The organism is Streptomyces sp. NBC_00005, assembly GCF_045160215.1.
In the GTDB taxonomy this organism is placed as follows: domain Bacteria; phylum Actinomycetota; class Actinomycetes; order Streptomycetales; family Streptomycetaceae; genus Streptomyces.
Genome location: NZ_CP108316.1, coordinates 5,988,940 through 6,004,833 on the forward strand (window position 1 = coordinate 5,988,940; position 15,894 = coordinate 6,004,833).

The window sequence follows — 15,894 nt, forward strand, 5'->3', positions numbered from 1 at the left end:
CCAGCGTCGTGCCCTACGCCTCCTCCGCCAGCAGCTCGTCCGCGTCCATGATCCGGTACGCGTAACCCTGTTCCGCCAGGAAGCGCTGCCGGTGGGCGGCGAAGTCCTGGTCGAGGGTGTCGCGGGCGACCACGGAGTAGAAGTGGGCCTGGTGCCCGTCGGACTTGGGGCGCAGGACCCGGCCCAGACGCTGGGCCTCCTCCTGGCGTGAGCCGAAGGTGCCCGACACCTGGACGGCGACCGTCGCCTCCGGCAGGTCGATGGAGAAGTTCGCCACCTTGGACACCACCAGCACGCTGATCTCGCCCTGCCGGAAGGCGTCGAAGAGCTTCTCGCGCTGGGCGTTGGAGGTCTCGCCCTTGATCACGGGCGCGTTCAAGTGCTCGCCCAGCTCGTCGAGTTGGTCGATGTACTGCCCGATGACGAGGATCTGCTGGCCCGCGAACCGGCGCACGATCGCTTCCGTGACCTTCCGCTTCGTCTCCGTCGTCGCGCAGTAGCGGTACTTCTCCTCCTGCTCGGCGGTGGCGTAGGCGAGCCGCTCGGAGTCGGTGAGGTTGACCCGGACCTCCACGCAGTCGGCGGGCGCGATGTATCCCTGCGCCTCGATCTCCTTCCACGGCGCGTCGAACCGCTTGGGACCGATGAGCGAGAAGACGTCGGACTCGCGCCCGTCCTCACGGACGAGGGTCGCGGTCAGTCCGAGCCGGCGCCGCGCCTGCAGGTCGGCCGTGAACTTGAATACCGGTGCGGGCAGCAGGTGCACCTCGTCGTAGACGATCAGGCCCCAGTCGCGCGAGTCGAAGAGCTCCAGGTGCGGGTAGACGCCCTTCCGCCGCGTCGTCAGCACCTGGTACGTGGCGATGGTGACCGGCCGGATCTCCTTCCTCGTCCCGCTGTACTCACCGATCTCCTCCTCGGTCAGCGAGGTCCGCTTCACCAGCTCGTGCTTCCACTGCCGGGCGGAGACGGTGTTGGTGACGAGGATGAGGGTCGTGGACTTCGCCTGGGCCATAGACCCGGCGCCGACCAGCGTCTTCCCGGCCCCGCACGGCAGCACCACGACCCCGCTCCCGCCGTGCCAGAAGTTCTCCACGGCCTGCTGCTGGTAGGGGCGCAGCGCCCACCCGTCCTCGTTCAGCTCGATCGGGTGCGCCTCGCCGTCCACGTACCCGGCGAGGTCCTCGGCGGGCCAGCCCAGCTTGAGCAGCGTCTGCTTGATCTGCCCGCGCTCGGAGGGGTGCACGGCCACGGTGTCGGGGTCGATCCGCGCCCCGACCAGCGGAGCGACCCGCTTGGAGCGCAGGATCTCCTCCAGCACCGGCCGGTCGGTGGTCGTCAGGACCAGCCCGTGCGCGGGGTGCTTGCTGAGGGTCAGCCGCCCGTACCGGTCCATGGTGTCGGCGATGTCGACGAGCAGCGCGTGCGGCACGGGATACCGGCTGAACTCCACGAGCGCGTCCACGACCTGCTCGGCGTCGTGCCCGGCGGCCCGCGCGTTCCACAGTCCCAGCGGCGTCACCCGGTACGTGTGGATGTGCTCGGGTGCCCGCTCCAGTTCCGCGAACGCCGCGATGGCCCGACGGCACTCGCCGGCCTGCTCGTGATCGACCTCGAGGAGCAGGGTCTTGTCGGACTGGACGATGAGTGGACCATTCACGCGGGGCACCCTTTCGGTAGGCCATGGCACGCGGCCAATCGTCCAGTCTGCCCTATGCACCGACGATCACCGCCGGTCGCGGTCGGTGATCGCGGTCGTCGGTCGCGGTCGGTGGTCGGCGGGTCGTCGTCCGTTGTGGTCGCCGGTCGCCGGCCGTCGGGTCGTCGTCGGTCGCGGTCAGTCGTCCGCGAGCTCCGCGACGCCCGTCACCCGGTGCAGCGGATACGTCCGTACCTCGTCCGCCGTGTGGTCGTACGCCGTGACGAAGCCGCCCTCGACGCGGATCGGGGCGATGACGCGCTGGCTGGCGGAGCCCTCCGCGTTGACGTAGCCGATCCACAGCGCCTCGCCGGTGAGGACGGCGGCCTGCATGGTGGCGAGGGTCTCGGCGGAGCTGGTGCGCGGAAGGTCGCCGCCGCTCGCCGACGGGGCCTGCTTGCGCGGGGTCGTGGAGGCCAGGTCACCGGCCCTGATGGCGCGGACCGCTGCCGCCAGGAGCGTGGCGTCGGGGGTGGGCGGGCCGTCCGGGACCGGCTGGGGGGCGGTGCGGGGCGGGGTGCGGTGGGCGTCGGCGCGGGTGATCAGGACGTCGCCCTCCGCCGACTCGGCGGCCGGTGCGAAGCCCATCGCGCGCAGGCCGTCGAGGAGGGTCGCCGGGTCGGCCTGCGTGGCGAGGACGGTGGGGGCGAGGCGGCGCAGGCGCAGGCCCGCGGCGCGCTTGTCGGCGATGATCTCGTTCAGCAGCGCGTCGTCGTCGCAGCGCACGTACGCGGAGGCCGCCCCGACGCGCAGATGCCCGTGTCTGCGGGCCACGTCGTCGATCAGATACGTCAGCGGCTGCGGGACGGGCGTGCGGGAGTGCGCGGTCAGGAAGGCGTGCAGGTCGGACGCCGCCCGCCCGGCGTCCAGGGCCCGCCGTACCGAACCCGGTGTGAAGCGGTACACCGTCGCCCCGCCCTTCGACTCCACGTCCGCCAGCACGCCCAGCATGTCGGCCAGCGGTCGCTTGAGCGGGCCCGGTGCGACCGCCGTCAGGTCCGCCTGGAGCAGGACATGGTCCAGGGGTTCAGGCAGGAGCGGGGTCAGGAGACGGGTGGCCGCGGCGGAGGCGGTGGCCTGTTCGGCGGCGGAGAGCGGTTCCAGGGCGACCGGCACGTGGTGGACGGGGAGCTTGTCGCCGGGACCCGACGGTTCCTTTGCGGGCTTGCGCGCGGGCGCCCCGAGCAGCGCCCGTCCGTGCGCCGACAGCGCGCCCCGGCCCGTCACGCCCAGCATCTCCGCCTCCGACAGCGTCCAGGTGGCGAGCCGCCCGCGCAGGTCGTCCTGCTGGGTGCCGCGCAGGGGCCGCTCCCAGCGCAGCCGGGCCAGCACGGAATCGGCGGACGGCGAGGCCCCCTCCGGCAGCCCGGCCAGCAGCGTCAGCACCCGGTGCCGCACCTCCGGCGCGGCGCTGCGGTCGAGTCCAGGGCCGAGCGCCGACAAGGTCCGCTCCTTCACGTCCCGCCCCCCGACGACCCCCGACGTACGCGTCGCCGTCAGCCACGCCTCCGCCAGCCGCGCCCAGCGCTCGGCGGCGGGCCGCTCCATCCACTCGTCGTGGGCCGGGGTCGCCGCGTACCGCTCGTCGGCATCACCGTCGGAGGCCAGTAGCCCCGCCGCGTAGGCGAGCTCGACCCAGAAGGCGGCGACGGGTTCGGACACGTCGAGCGCGACGGCGGTGCGCTTGAGGTCGCGCACGCTCAAACCGCCGGCCCGCAGCACCGTCGGGCCGCCCTCGTCCCAGTCCTTCAGCAGCTCCTCCACCGTCGCCAGCGCCGTGTACGCCTGCCCGGCCGCCGTCGCGTCCACAACCTGTGGACGGTGCGTGGCACTCGCCTCCAGGCCGGGCGGCAGCGGCTCGGTGGCGCGGTGCGCACGGCCGCCGCGCAGGTGCAGGGCCACTTCGCGGGGGAGTACGACGGTCCCGGGCGCCGTCGGCAGCAGCAGCCCGCGGTCCAGGAGCCAGCGCAGCCGGGCCGCCGGATCGGCGGTGACCTGCCCGTACGGCGGCCCCCAGACCAGCCGGTCCAGCACCTCCCGCGACTCCTCGGGCGCCTCGGCCAGCAGCGCCGCCATCCGCCCCCGGTCCGTGAACAGGCCGGTGAGCGCTGCGACGGCGGAGACGGAGTCGTGCGTCGAGGGCAGCCCGGCCGCGGTGACGATCTCCTGGATCCGCCCCGGCGACATGGCCGCCGTCACCTCCTGCGCCGCCGGACCGAGCCCGGTCGGCGACGGGTGCTGCGGCGAGGGCGCGAGCAGCTCACGGGCCGTCCGCACCAGACGCAGCCGGTCGTCGGCACCCCACACCAGGGCCTGCTCGCGCAGGGTGGCGAGGGCACGGGGGAGCGCGGCGGCGACCGCCGGGTCGCGCTCGTCGCCGGCCATCAGCCCGAACAGCTCGTCGTACGTCGCCGGATCCGCCGCCACCGCCAGCGCCTCCGCCGTCTGCAGCGCGAAACGGTCCAGCCGCTCCAGGGCGCGGACGACCGACGCGCGCGTGCCGGCGCGCGTCGCCAGCTGCGTGAGGTCGGTGGGGACGGGCGTGATGAGGTCGGGACGGCTGCGCAGCAGCGTCGCCAGGGAGGCGTCGTCCCTGACTCGGAGTGCCTCTGCGAGGGAACGCGGGGCGGCCGGGGTGCTCATCTGACTCACGGTAGCGGGTGCCCTGCGATGCAGCGGGCGTCCCTGGGGGCTGGCGCCCCGGACCCCCGCATCGGCCTGAAGGGCCTCGTCCTCGAACGCCGGACGGGCTGAAAGGATCCGACCGACGCTCGCAGGACGGGCCCGGACGGGCCGAGAGGACTCGACCGGCGCCCGTGCGCACCGCCCGGGGCAATCCCGCACACCCGGGACATACGCGGTACCGTCGTCCCGCGGGATTTCAACAGCCCGACCCCGGAGGGGACTTCGTTGGGGATCGAGAGCGACAAGGTCGTCTACGAGTATCTGAGCCGCGTCGGCGACGTGGCTCAGCAGCGGCAGTTGCCGTCGGCCACGCGCATGCGCCTGGTGTCGGAGCTGCGCAACGAGATCGACGCGCGCCGCGCCAAGACGACCGTCGACAGCCCCGCCGCGGTCCGCCGCATCCTCTCCCGGCTCGGCAGCCCGGACGAGGTCGTCGCGGCCGCGGGCGGCGGCTCCGGCACACCGCAGGCGACCCCCGCCCAGGTGCCGGTACAGCGGGACGACGAGCCGGACGACAGCAAGCGGCTGCCGAAGAGCCTGCGCCGCGTGGTGCCGCGTCCGCGCCCCGCCGACCGGCCCGAGCCGTCCGCCCCCTCCGACGCTCCCTCCCCGCCGCACATGGCGAGCGCCCAGGAACTCGGCGCCAGCGCGACCCAGCCCGACTGGTGGCGGGTCGACAGCACCCCGTTCGGCGACAGCGTCCCGGGCTTCACCGGCGGTGTGGAGATCCCGGAACTGCTCAAGCCGCCGCCGCGGCCGAAGGAGCCCGAGAAGGAGCAGGCGCCGGCGCTCGAGAAGGCCGCAGAAGTCGAAGAGGACGTCGTACCCGAGACCACCGCCACCCGTCGCCGCCGCCTCTCCCTCCCGGCCGGCGGCTGGACCAACCCCCTTCTCCTGGTCGCCGCCGGGCTGCTCGTCGTCGGCGCGATCCTCGGCAACTGGTTCGCCCTGCTGGGCGGTTGGCTCATCGCCTACGCCTCCCGCCGGCTGACGCAGAACGAGTCGAAGTGGGCGGTCATCGGCATGCCGAGCCTGGCGCTCACGGCCGGAATCGTCTGGCTGTGGGGCAGGAACGACGGCCGCTGGGGCACCCCCATCGCCCAGGGCCACATGAACGACGCGATCGCCGAGACCTGGCCGTGGGTGGTGCGCGGCGCGGCGGTGCTGTCGGCGCTGTATCTGGTGTGGCGCTCGCAGCGGAGGGCGTAGGCGAAGGCCGGCCGCAGGCGCAGCCGAAGTGAGGGCGAAAGCGCAGGCAAAAGTGCAGGTAAAGGCCCAAGTAGGTGTAGGTCACACCGGCCGCGCGACTCGCCACCGCAAGGCCTGGGCACAATGGCCGATATGGCCTCTACGACTGCCCCCGTCCCCGTGCCCGCCCCCACCGTCGGCTTCGACCTCGACATGACCCTCATCGACTCCCGGCCCGGCATCCGCGCCTGCTACCTGGCGCTGTCCGAGCGGACGGGGACGTACATCGACGCCGACCTCGCGGTCACCCGGCTCGGGCCGCCGCTCGCCGAGGAGCTGATCAACTGGTTCCCGGAGGACCGGCTGGAGGAGATGGGCGACCTGTACCGGTCGATGTACCCGGCGATCGCCATCACCGCGACGCCCGCGATGGCCGGCGCCCGCGAGGCCATCGACGCGGTGCGGGCGGCCGGTGGGCGCGCGATCGTCGTGACCGCCAAGTACGAGCCGAACGCCAAGCTGCACCTGGAGCACCTGGGCATCCACCCCGACGAGGTCGTCGGCAACCTGTGGGCCGAGCAGAAGGCGGAGGCGCTGCGCGAGCACGGGGCCCAGATCTACGTCGGCGACCACATCGGCGACGTGCGCGGCGCGCGCAAGGCCGACGCGCTGGCCGTCGCCGTGGCGACCGGTCCGTGCAGCGCGCAGGAGTTGAGCTCGGCCGGGGCGGACGTCGTGCTCGGGGATCTCACGGAGTTCCCGGGCTGGCTGGCGAACTACCGTCCGGCACGCGCCTGACGGCGCCCCGCCGCAATCGACTGGAGCACTCCGGCACCTGCCATCAGGAAGCCGACACCCATGAGCATGCTCAGTCCGAACATGTAGGTCGGAAATGGCTTCGCGTGGAGGAAGAGCGGAGCCACTGTGACGAGTGTGGCCAGGGCACCGAGGAAGAACACGATGGCACCGGCACGGATCAGACGGTCGCCGGGATCGGTGGAATTCGTTTGGGTTTTGTCACGCACCGGACCAGGGTAGTTCCCTGCCCGAAGGAACAACCCGGCGACGTCTTGTCACCGGCCTGAAGACCATTAGCCTTGGTACCGGCGGGTCCGTGACGACCCGCCCAAGTGCTATCAAGAGCCGTTTCCGAAGCAGTTTTCCGACGAGTACGAGGACGAGGACAGACGTGCCTACCGGCAAGGTCAAGTGGTTCAACAGCGAGAAGGGCTTCGGCTTTCTCTCCCGTGACGACGGCGGTGACGTCTTCGTCCATTCCTCGGTCCTCCCCGCCGGAGTCGAGACGCTCAAGCCGGGCCAGCGCGTGGAGTTCGGCGTGGTCGCCGGTCAGCGGGGCGACCAGGCCCTCTCGGTCACCGTCCTGGACCCGACCCCCTCGGTCGCGGCCGCCACCCGTAAGAAGCCGGACGAACTGGCCTCCATCGTCCAGGATCTGACGACTCTTCTGGAGAGCATCACGCCGATGCTCGAGAAGGGCCGTTACCCCGACAAGGCCTCCGGCGCGAAGATCGCGGGCCTGCTGCGCGCGGTCGCCGACCAGCTGGACGTTTAACCGCGAATTACCGAAACCCCGCAACCCTTACGGAAATTCGAGCGCACCCGGGCCGAGGGGCGGCACCAGCCCCTCGGCCGCCGCACGGGGCACCTCTTTCTGCCGCCCTTGCGCCGCTTCGCGGGCTGCGGACGGCTGCGCCGGACTCCGTCCGTCGGCCTGCGGTGGGCGTGAAGGCGAGGGTGTGGGTCAGGTCAGGGAAACGCCAGCGCATCGGGCCCGAGCGCCGGCACCAGCCCCTCGGCCGCCGCACGGGTGAGCAAGCCTCGGATCGCTGCGTAGCCGTCCTCGCCGAGGTCGGCGGTGAACTCGTTGACGTACAGGCCGATGTGCTGGTCGGCGACGGCCGGGTCCATCTCCTGGGCGTGTTCCATGACGTACGGGCGGGAGGCCTCGGGGTCGTCCCAGGCGGCGCGTACGGAGGTGCGGATCGAGTCGGCCAGTCCCGTCAGGGTCTCGGCGCCCAGCGACCGCTTCGCGATGATCGCGCCCAGCGGGATCGGCAGCCCGGTCGTGTGCTCCCAGTGCTCGCCCATGTCCGCGAGCTTGTGCAGCCCGTAGTTCTGGTACGTGAAGCGCGCCTCGTGGATGACGAGTCCCGCGTCGACCTTCCCGTCCCGCACGGCGGGCATGATCTCGTGGAAGGGCATGACGACGATCTCGCCGACCCCGCCGGGGACCGTGTCCGCCGCCCAGAGCCTGAACAGCAGGTACGCCGTCGACCTCTCGCTCGGCACGGCGACCGTACGGCCCGTGAGATCCCCCGGTCCACGGGTGAGGACGAGCGGCCCGCAGCCCCGCCCCAGCGCACCCCCGCACGGCAGCAGCGCGTACTCGTCGAGGACGTACGGCAGCACGGCGTACGACACCTTCAGTACGTCGAACTCGCCGCGCTCGGCCATGCCGTTGGTGATGTCGATGTCCGCGAAGGTCACGTCCAGCGCGGGCGCGCCGGGCACGCGGCCGTGGGCGAGGGCGTCGAAGACGAAGGTGTCGTTCGGGCAGGGCGAGAACGCGATCTGCAGGGGCTGTACGGGCTCACTGGTCATGCTTGTTCCAACTCTCCAGGACGGGCGCGAGCTTCCCGAAGGCCTCCGTCAGGGCCGTGAGGGCGTCGCCGATGCGCCAGGCGGCGCGGTCGCGCGGGCCGACGGGATTGGAGACCGCGCGCAGCTCCAGCACCGGCACCCCGTGCGCGGCGGCCGCCTCGGCCACCCCGAAGCCCTCCATGGCCTCGGCGAGGGCGCGGGGGTGGCGGGCGCGCAGGGCGGCGGCGCGTTCGGCGGTGCCGGTCACCGTGGAGACGGTGAGTACCACGCCGGGACGGGCGCCGGTCGCGGCCGCGAGCTCCCGTACGAGTGCTTGCGGCGGACGGTGGGTGACGGTCCCGAAACCGAGCTCGGTGACCGGTACGAAGCCCTCGGGCGTCTCGGCGCCCAGATCGGCCGCGGTGATCTCGTCGGCGACCACGAGGGAACCGACCGGGGCCTCGGGCTGGAAGCCGCCGGCGATCCCGGCGGAGACGACGAGGTCGTACGGGGTGCCGCGGAGGGCGGCGGTGGTGAGGGCGGTCGCCGTGGCGGCGGCGGCGAGGGCGGGGCCCACCCCGGCGGCGATCACCGTGACGTCGTCACCCGTCAACGCCCGTGCCACCGCGTCCCGTTCGGCGGGAACCGCGGTGGCCACGAGGACACGTACGGAAGACACTGAGGACGCTGTCAGTCGTCCTTCTTGAGCTTGAAGGACCACAGGCCGGTCACTCCGGTGCCGCTCTTCTTGCCGTCGCCGGCCTTGATGGAGACCAGGGTGGAGTTGCCGGTGGCGCCGTACTGCTGGTTGAAGAAGACGCTGCCCGGGATGGTGCGGTAGGTCTTGTCGCTGTCCTCGGTCAGGGGCTGACCGTTCATCAGGATCGTCCACCGCTTGTCGGCGACGTCCGGGTCGACGCCGAAGCGGACCGTGTCGTCGGGGTCGACCTTGATGGACTTGATGTCGTTGTCCTTCAGGCACTTCGCCAGGTCCGCGGCCTGCAGGGTCTTGCCCTCACCGCCGCAGGTGGCCTCCTCGCTGACCGAGGAGCGGCCGACCGTGATCGTGGACAGCGGCGTCGGCTTGTCGCACGCCGACAGGACGAGCAGTCCGGCGGAAACGGCGCCGGCGGCGGCGACGGCGCGGCGGCGTCGCACAGCAGCGGATTGCATCGAGGTCATGGCCGAAGGTTATCGGGCACGCCCGGGGCTCCCCCCACGTGGGGTACGGCGTGGCTGTGTGTTACGCCACGCGTGGCTTCGCCGCCCCGCCGTGCCGGGCGGAGCTCAGCAGTCCGCGGATCGTGGTGACCCAGCCCAGGGCGATGACCGCGGCCGCCAGGCACAGGCCCACCGCGCCGTTGAGCGGCATCACGATGCCGATCGCGCCGCCCAGCACCCAGGCCATCTGCAGCATCGTCTCGGACCGCGCGAACGCCGACGGGCGCACCGTCTCGGGCACGTCCCGCTGGATCAGCGCGTCCAGGGACAGCTTGGCGAGCGCCTGCGAGAACCCGGCGATCGCGGCCAGGCACGCCACCAGGAACGCGCCGAAGAAGATCGCGGCCGTGATCGCCGCGCAGAGCACGATCGGCAGGACCGCCACGATGATGATCTCCGGCGCCCGCTGCCGCAGCCACGCCCCGACCGCCGTACCGAGCGCGTTGCCCACGCCCGCCGCGACGGCCACTATCCCCAGCGACACGGCCGCACTGGAGCCGGTCAGCGGGTGTTCGCGCAGCAGGAAGGCCAGGAAGAAGGTCAGGAAGCCGGACAGCCAGCGCAGGGCCGCGTTGGCGCCGAGCGCGTGGGTGACGGCGATGCCGACCGTCCGCAGGCCGGGCCGCTTGACCGGTTTGAGGTGCGGCCCGTGCAGATGCTCCGCGTCCGCCGCGAGCAGCGCCGTGTCCTCGCCCTTGGCCGAGTCGACCTTCGGCGGCAGGGTGAAGGACAGGAACATGCCCCAGATGTAGATCACGAAGGCGCCGTACAGCGGCCAGCGCGGCCCGATGGCGTGCAGCCCCGCCCCGATCGGCGCCGCGACACCGGTGGCGAGGAGCCCGCCGAGAGTGACCCGGGAGTTGGCCTTCACCAGGGAGAACTTGGGTGGCAGCAGCCGGGGCACGACGGCGCTTCTCACCACTCCATACGCCTTCGACGCGACGAGTACGCCCAGCGCCGCCGGATACAGCTGGAGGCTGCCGCTGGAGACGGCGCTGGCGATGATCAGCGCGAGCAGGGCGCGGGCGAGCATGGAACCGGCCATCGCGGCGCGGCGGCCGTGCGGGAGCCGGTCGAGGAGCGGCCCGATCACCGGGGCGAGCACCGTGAAGGGCGCCATGGTGATCGCGAGGTACAGCGCGACGCGCCCGCGCGCCTCGTCGGTCGGCACGGAGAAGAAGACGGTGGAGGCGAGCGCGATGGTGATCATGACATCGCCCGCGCCGTTGACCCCGTGCAGTTCGATCAGCTTGCCGAGGCCGGACTCGCCGGCGCCCTGCGCGTGGGTGGCCTTCCTGATCCCGCGGGCGGTTCCGGTCACCGGGAAGTGCAGCGCACGGCCGAGCGCGCGGACGGACCCGCCGAACCGGCCCGAACCGCCACCACGACTGCTGCCCTTGACCCCACCGACCCCGGTGGCTCCTTGGGGCGTCCTTGCGGCTGCCACTCCGTCATAGTGCCCCGAGAAACGTGTGTGTAGTGCGGTTACCGCGCGTATGGGCGCGTACTTCCTATGGACTTCCCAGGTGCTTCCCAGGAACGCGCCGAATCGCGGGGCGGCGTCGGCTGTCTTTCGTGACCGGGCCGGAAGCACGTCGGAACCCGGCGGGAGGTACTTCGGAACCGGGCGGAAGGCATTTCGGAACCCGGCGGGAGGCACGTCGGAACCGGGCAGGTGGGGGGAAACGTCCCGTCGGTGTAGGCCGAGCGGTCGCGAGAAGGTAGCGTGCGTAGCGCGTCGTGGCGAACGTTCTCGGCCGCGCGCCTCTCGGACATCCCGCAGAATGGATGTATGAGGTGCGCCCGAGCGCGATCGGGCGCGGACGTCGACGCGGTCCTTCGGTCCGCTCCGTCCGCACCCACCGCCTTCAGGCCGGCGCACCCGAGTGACGGCGTAGGAGAGAAGCGATACCTGTGAGCGCAGCGACAACGCGAAGCCGCACCCCCGACCGTCTGTGCGCCGAGGCCGTCGACCTCGCCCGCTCCGCAGCCGAGGAGGCCGCCGCACCCGGGGTGGTCGGCGAGCACGCGGGGCTGGAGTCCGAGGGCGACCGCGTTGTCACGCACTTCTTCGAGTGCAAGGAACTCGGGTACCGCGGCTGGCGCTGGGCCGTGACGGTCGCCCGCGCCTCCCGCGCCAAGTTCGTCACGCTGGACGAGGTCGTCCTGCTGCCCGGCCCGGACGCGCTGCTCGCCCCCGAGTGGGTCCCGTGGAGCGAACGCCTGCGCCCCGGCGACATGGGCCCCGGCGACCTGCTCCCCACCGACGCCGAGGACCTCCGCCTGGAGCCCGGCTACACCGGCGTGGAGGAGCCCCCGCCGAACTCGGCCGTCTCCGAGGAGATGGCGGAGCTGGTGGAGGCGGAGGACGCCGAGGTCACCGAGGGCACCCCCGCGAGCCTCCCCTTCGCCCCGTCCCGCGGCTCCATCGCGGCCGTCGCCGAGGAACTGGGCGTGCGCCGCTCCCGCGTCCTGTCCCGCTACGGCCTGCACATCGCCGCGGACCGCTGGGAGGATGCGTACGGCTCCAAGACGCCGATGGCCCAGGCGGCCCCCGCGTCCTGTATGAGCTGCGGTTTCCTCCAGCGGATCGGCGGCTCGCTGGGCCAGGCCTTCGGCGTCTGCGCGAACGAGTTCTCACCGGCCGACGGCCGGGTGGTGTCCCTGTCCTACGGCTGCGGAGGTCACTCCGAGGCCGCCGTCATGCCCAAGCCCCCACAGCCGGCCCCACCGGTGATCGACGAGACCAGGGTGGACCCCTTCCCCCTGCGCCCGGCACCGGACTCGGGCTCGGTGCCGGTGGCCGCGGACGAGGACACGGCGGAGCTGGGGCACTCGTAGCGCTGGGGCCGGGTGGCGGGTCAGTGGCCTTCGTCGAGCGGGTGAGGCGGCGGCGAGGGCGAGCGGGCGAGGATCGCCACGCCCTCGATGCGTGAACCTCTTGCCGTCGGTCGGCCCTGTTCGGGCACCGGACGCCTGCGTAGCCGGAGTTGCTGAAGGCCGTCGCAGGACAGAGCTCACCCTGCCCGTCGGCAGGCCGAGCGGGGAACCCCGGAAGGTCTGATTCCGAAGGGGGCGTCCATGGCTGGGTCGGCCCCGTCTCCCCCCGCGTCGGCGCGGTACCTTCAACCCCACGCCGATGAGGAGAGTCAACGTGAGCAAGTTCGTGCGGCCGGCGGCCGAGGGGGCCGATCCGTTCGGGACGGCCCGTCTGCGCCGGGGTGTCCTGGACGCCTGGGCCACCAGCCCCGCCCGGTTCCGTGAGGACGCCAACGCCGAGGAGGACCTCGTTCTCGGCGGCTACCGGGACCGGCTCGTCGTGGAGCTGGCCCAGAACGCCGCCGACGCCGCGGCCCGCGCGGGCGTACCCGGACGGCTCCGGCTCACCCTCCGCGACGGCGTCCTCGCCGCCGCCAACACAGGCGCCCCCCTGGACGCTTCCGGCGTCGAGTCGCTGTCCACGCTGCGCGCCTCCGCCAAGCGGGACGCCCACGACACCGCCGTCGGCCGTTTCGGCGTCGGCTTCGCCGCCGTGCTCGCCGTCACCGACGAGCCCGCCGTCGTCGGCCGGCACGGCGGCGTCCGCTGGGCCCTCGCCGAGGCCCGCGAGCTGGCCGCCGACACCGCCCGGCACAGCCCCGGGCTGGGGGACGAGATCCGGCGCCGCGACGGGCATGTGCCGCTCCTGCGGCTTCCGTTCGCCGCCGAGGGGACAGCACCGGATCCGTACGACACCGTCGTCATCCTCCCGCTGCGCGACACGGCCGCCACCGACCTCGCCGAGCGGCTGCTGGGTGCCGTCGACGACGCCCTGCTCCTCGCCCTCCCGGGCCTTGAGGAGGTCGTGGTCGAGGTCGGCCAGGGCACTCCCCGCACCCTCCGCCGCCGCACCGACGGCCCTTTCACCGTCGTGGAGGACTCCCTCAACGGCACCACGTACTGGCGTACTTCGTCCGCGGACGGCCCGCTCACCCCCGATCTGCTGGCCGACCGTCCGGTGGAGGAGCGGCTGCGCCCCCACTGGTCTCTGACCTGGGCCGTGCCCGTCAACGCGACCGACGGCACCCCCGACCGTCCCCGCACCGCCCCCGTCGTCCACGCCCCCACCCCCAGCGACGAGCCCCTGGGCGTCCCCGCTCTCCTCATCGCCTCCCTCCCCCTCGACACCACGCGTCGGCACGCGGCCCCCGGTCCCCTCACCGACTTCCTCGTGCAGCGCGCGGCGGACACGTACGCCGAACTCCTCGCCGGCTGGCGGCCGGTGAGCGAGGGCATCATCGGGCTCGTGCCCGGACCGCTGGGGAAGGGGGAGCTGGACGGCGCGCTGCGGGCGGCGATCCTGGAGCGGCTGCCGCGGACTTCCTTTCTTCCTCCCGCCGCCGAGCCGGACCAGGACCGGGAAGAGGAGCAGCGGCAGGGGGAGGGGCAGGATCAGGGGTTTGAGCTGCCCGAGTCCCTTCGGCCCCGTGACGCCGAGATTGTCGAGGGGGCCGGTGTCGACACCGTGGGCGTCCTCGCCGAGGTGCTGCCGACCCTCCTGCCCGCCGGGCTCGAACGGCGCGTGGAACTGCGGACGTTGGGCGTCGCCCGCGTCCCGCTCACCGACGCCGTCGACCGGCTGGCGGGGCTGGAGAAGGAGCCCGGCTGGTGGCGGCGGCTCTACGACAGCCTCGCCGGGGTCGACCCGGACCGGCTCTCGGGGCTGCCCGTCCCGCTCGCTGACGGCCGTACGACCATCGGGCCCCGACAGGTGCTGCTGCCCACCGCGGACGCCGCCCGGATCGACCCCGAGGTGCTCGCCCGGCTCGGCCTGAAGGTCGCCCACCCGGACGCCGTGCATCCCCTCCTGGAGAAGCTCGGCGCCCTCCCGGCGACGCCCCGCGCGGTCCTGACCACCCCCCAGGTCCGCGCCGCCGTCGCCGCCTCCCTCGACGACGAGGGCGGCCTCGACTGGGAGCAGGAGGCGCCCGACGCGGAGGAACTCGCCGACACCGTCCTCGCGTTGGTGCGGGACGCGGGCCTCGAACCCGGTGACGAACCCTGGCTCGGCGCCCTCGCCCTCCCCGACGAGGAAGGGGAACTCGCCCCCGCCGGCGAACTCGTCCTCCCGGGCAGCCCCTTCGCCCAGGTCATGCGCGAAGGCGAACTCGCCTCCGTCGACATCGAGTTGGCCGAGAAGTGGGGCGAACAGCCGCTGGCCGCCTGTGGCGTGCTCGCCAACTTCGCGCTCGTACGGGCCACCGACGTCGTCCTCGACCCGGATGAACTGGAGCCCCGCGAAGGGGACTTCGCCGAGCCCGACGACGCCGGGCTCCTCGACGCCGTCGACGTGTGGAGCGAGGACGTCCTCGACCGGTTCCCGGACACGCCCGTACCGCCGGTCGCCACCGAGCTGGTCGCCGTACGGGACCTGGATCTCGTGGACGACGACCAGTGGCCGCAGGCACTCGCCCTGCTCGCCCGGCCGCCGCTGCGCGACGCCCTCACCCAGCCCGTGCGGATCCTGCTGCCGGACGGCACCCACGAGGTCGTACGGCCTTACACGGCCTGGTGGTTGCGCGGGCACCCCGTGATCGACGGGCGCCGCCCGGCCGGACTGCTCGCCGCCGGTGGCGACCCGCTGCTGCGTGGGCTCTACGACGAGGCCGACGCGACCGGGTTCGACGACGAGCAGGTGCTGCGGGCGCTCGGCGTGCGGACCTCCGTGGCCTCACTGCTCGACGAGCCGGGCGGCGCCGCCGAGCTCCTCGACCGGCTCGCCGACCCCGAGCGGGAGGTCACCGGCGCCCAACTGCACGCCCTCTACGGTGCGTTGGCCGACCTGGACCCCGAGCAGGTGACGCTGCCGGACGAGCTGCGTGCCGTCGTCGACGGGCGGGTCGAGGTCGTGGACGCCGCCGAAGCGGTGGTCGTCGACTCGCCCGACCTGCTGCCCTTCACCCAGGGCGTCCCGCTGCTGCCGGTACGGCCGGCGCGCGCCGCCGAGCTGGCCGAGCTGTTCCAGGTGCGGCGGCTGAGCGAGTCCGTGACGGGGGCGGTGGACTCCGAGGGCGCCGAACGCGACGTACCGGACTCGGTGCGGGTGCTGCTCGGGGCACGGACCCCGGCGACCTACGTCGAGCACGAGGAACTCTTCGTCGACGGCGTGGAGTTGGACTGGCGGCTGACCGGCGACGGGGTGCTGCACGCGGCCACCCTGGAGGGCGTCGCCGCCGGGCTCGCCTGGGCGGCAGGGCAGTGGCCCCGGCGTTTCGAGGTGGCGGCCCTGATGGAGGACCCGTCGCGCACGGAGGAGCTGGCGCGGGACCGGTGGTTCGACTGAGGCGTGGCCCAGACGGAGGCGCAGGCGTAGGGGGCAGGCGCAGGGCGTAGGACGTGGAGCGCGGCGCGTACGGTCGGTGATCTTCAAATCACCTTCAAGAAATGTTCACCGGCCGTACAACCATTCCCATCCGTCACGGATCTGATCACGTGAGCCAACAGGCTCCATGACCACTTGG

Annotated in this window: 12 protein-coding genes; 5 read left to right on the top strand and 7 right to left on the bottom strand. The window is 72.9% G+C overall.

Features of this window, described 5'->3' with window-relative positions:
- Window positions 1-13: 13 nt before the first annotated feature.
- Window positions 14-1,660: a DNA repair helicase XPB gene (locus OG303_RS27615; protein ID WP_405871660.1), complete on the bottom strand. Its 1,647-nt coding sequence runs from the start codon at window positions 1,658-1,660 to the stop codon at window positions 14-16.
- A gap of 177 nt (window positions 1,661-1,837) precedes the next feature.
- A complete protein-coding gene (locus OG303_RS27620; protein ID WP_405871661.1) occupies window positions 1,838-4,342 on the bottom strand; it encodes a helicase-associated domain-containing protein in 2,505 nt (834 codons plus the stop codon).
- Between the two features lie 267 nt (window positions 4,343-4,609).
- Here OG303_RS27620 and OG303_RS27625 point away from each other — a divergent pair, with 267 nt between their 5' ends.
- Together OG303_RS27625 and OG303_RS27630 are read left to right on the top strand one after the other, a co-directional pair.
- Complete coding sequence (locus OG303_RS27625; protein ID WP_405871662.1) at window positions 4,610-5,593, top strand: hypothetical protein; 984 nt, start codon at window positions 4,610-4,612, stop codon at window positions 5,591-5,593.
- Window positions 5,594-5,725: 132 nt separating this feature from the next.
- Window positions 5,726-6,370, top strand: coding sequence for an HAD family hydrolase (locus OG303_RS27630; protein ID WP_405871664.1), 645 nt, complete (start codon window positions 5,726-5,728; stop codon window positions 6,368-6,370).
- Here OG303_RS27630 and OG303_RS27635 read toward each other — a convergent pair.
- Window positions 6,349-6,597, bottom strand: coding sequence for a hypothetical protein (locus OG303_RS27635; RefSeq protein WP_405871665.1), 249 nt, complete (start codon window positions 6,595-6,597; stop codon window positions 6,349-6,351). The two genes, OG303_RS27630 and OG303_RS27635, sit on opposite strands and share 22 nt — an antisense overlap.
- Before the next feature lie 164 nt (window positions 6,598-6,761).
- Between OG303_RS27635 and OG303_RS27640 the strand changes: the two genes are divergently transcribed.
- Window positions 6,762-7,145, top strand: a complete 384-nt coding sequence (locus OG303_RS27640; RefSeq protein WP_405871666.1) for a cold-shock protein — start codon at window positions 6,762-6,764, stop codon at window positions 7,143-7,145.
- A 194-nt stretch (window positions 7,146-7,339) separates the two neighbouring features.
- On the opposite strand, the gene OG303_RS27645 is transcribed toward OG303_RS27640, so the two are convergent.
- From OG303_RS27645 to OG303_RS27660, 4 genes are all read right to left on the bottom strand, one after another.
- Window positions 7,340-8,194 (bottom strand): 1,4-dihydroxy-6-naphthoate synthase, encoded by an 855-nt coding sequence (locus tag OG303_RS27645; RefSeq protein ID WP_405871667.1) that lies wholly within the window; start codon window positions 8,192-8,194, stop codon window positions 7,340-7,342.
- Window positions 8,184-8,852 (bottom strand): futalosine hydrolase, encoded by a 669-nt coding sequence (locus OG303_RS27650; protein WP_405871668.1) that lies wholly within the window; start codon window positions 8,850-8,852, stop codon window positions 8,184-8,186. The genes OG303_RS27645 and OG303_RS27650 overlap by 11 nt, the downstream gene beginning before the upstream one ends.
- 11 nt (window positions 8,853-8,863) lie before the next feature.
- Entirely contained in the window at window positions 8,864-9,355 is a 492-nt protein-coding gene (locus OG303_RS27655; protein ID WP_405871670.1) for a DUF2771 domain-containing protein, read from the bottom strand.
- 61 nt (window positions 9,356-9,416) lie between these two features.
- Window positions 9,417-10,841 carry an MFS transporter gene (locus OG303_RS27660; protein WP_405871672.1) on the bottom strand — a complete coding sequence of 475 codons (1,425 nt, stop codon included), beginning with the start codon at window positions 10,839-10,841 and terminating at the stop codon, window positions 9,417-9,419.
- A 467-nt stretch (window positions 10,842-11,308) separates the two neighbouring features.
- On the opposite strand from OG303_RS27660, the gene OG303_RS27665 reads away from it, so the two are divergent.
- Complete coding sequence (locus tag OG303_RS27665) at window positions 11,309-12,235, top strand: DUF3027 domain-containing protein (RefSeq protein WP_405871673.1); 927 nt, start codon at window positions 11,309-11,311, stop codon at window positions 12,233-12,235.
- A gap of 313 nt (window positions 12,236-12,548) precedes the next feature.
- Complete coding sequence (locus tag OG303_RS27670; protein ID WP_405871675.1) at window positions 12,549-15,716, top strand: sacsin N-terminal ATP-binding-like domain-containing protein; 3,168 nt, start codon at window positions 12,549-12,551, stop codon at window positions 15,714-15,716.
- Window positions 15,717-15,894: the final 178 nt, after the last annotated feature.

What these genes read in the sequence shown, in the direction of transcription:
- OG303_RS27655 (WP_405871670.1), bottom strand. Translation starts at nt 9,355, where the DNA reads ATGACCTCGATGCAATCCGCTGCTGTGCGACGCCGCCGCGCCGTCGCC.
- OG303_RS27645 (WP_405871667.1), bottom strand. Translation starts at nt 8,194, where the DNA reads ATGACCAGTGAGCCCGTACAGCCCCTGCAGATCGCGTTCTCGCCCTGC.
- OG303_RS27630 (WP_405871664.1), top strand. Translation starts at nt 5,726, where the DNA reads ATGGCCTCTACGACTGCCCCCGTCCCCGTGCCCGCCCCCACCGTCGGC.
- OG303_RS27620 (WP_405871661.1), bottom strand. Translation starts at nt 4,342, where the DNA reads ATGAGCACCCCGGCCGCCCCGCGTTCCCTCGCAGAGGCACTCCGAGTC.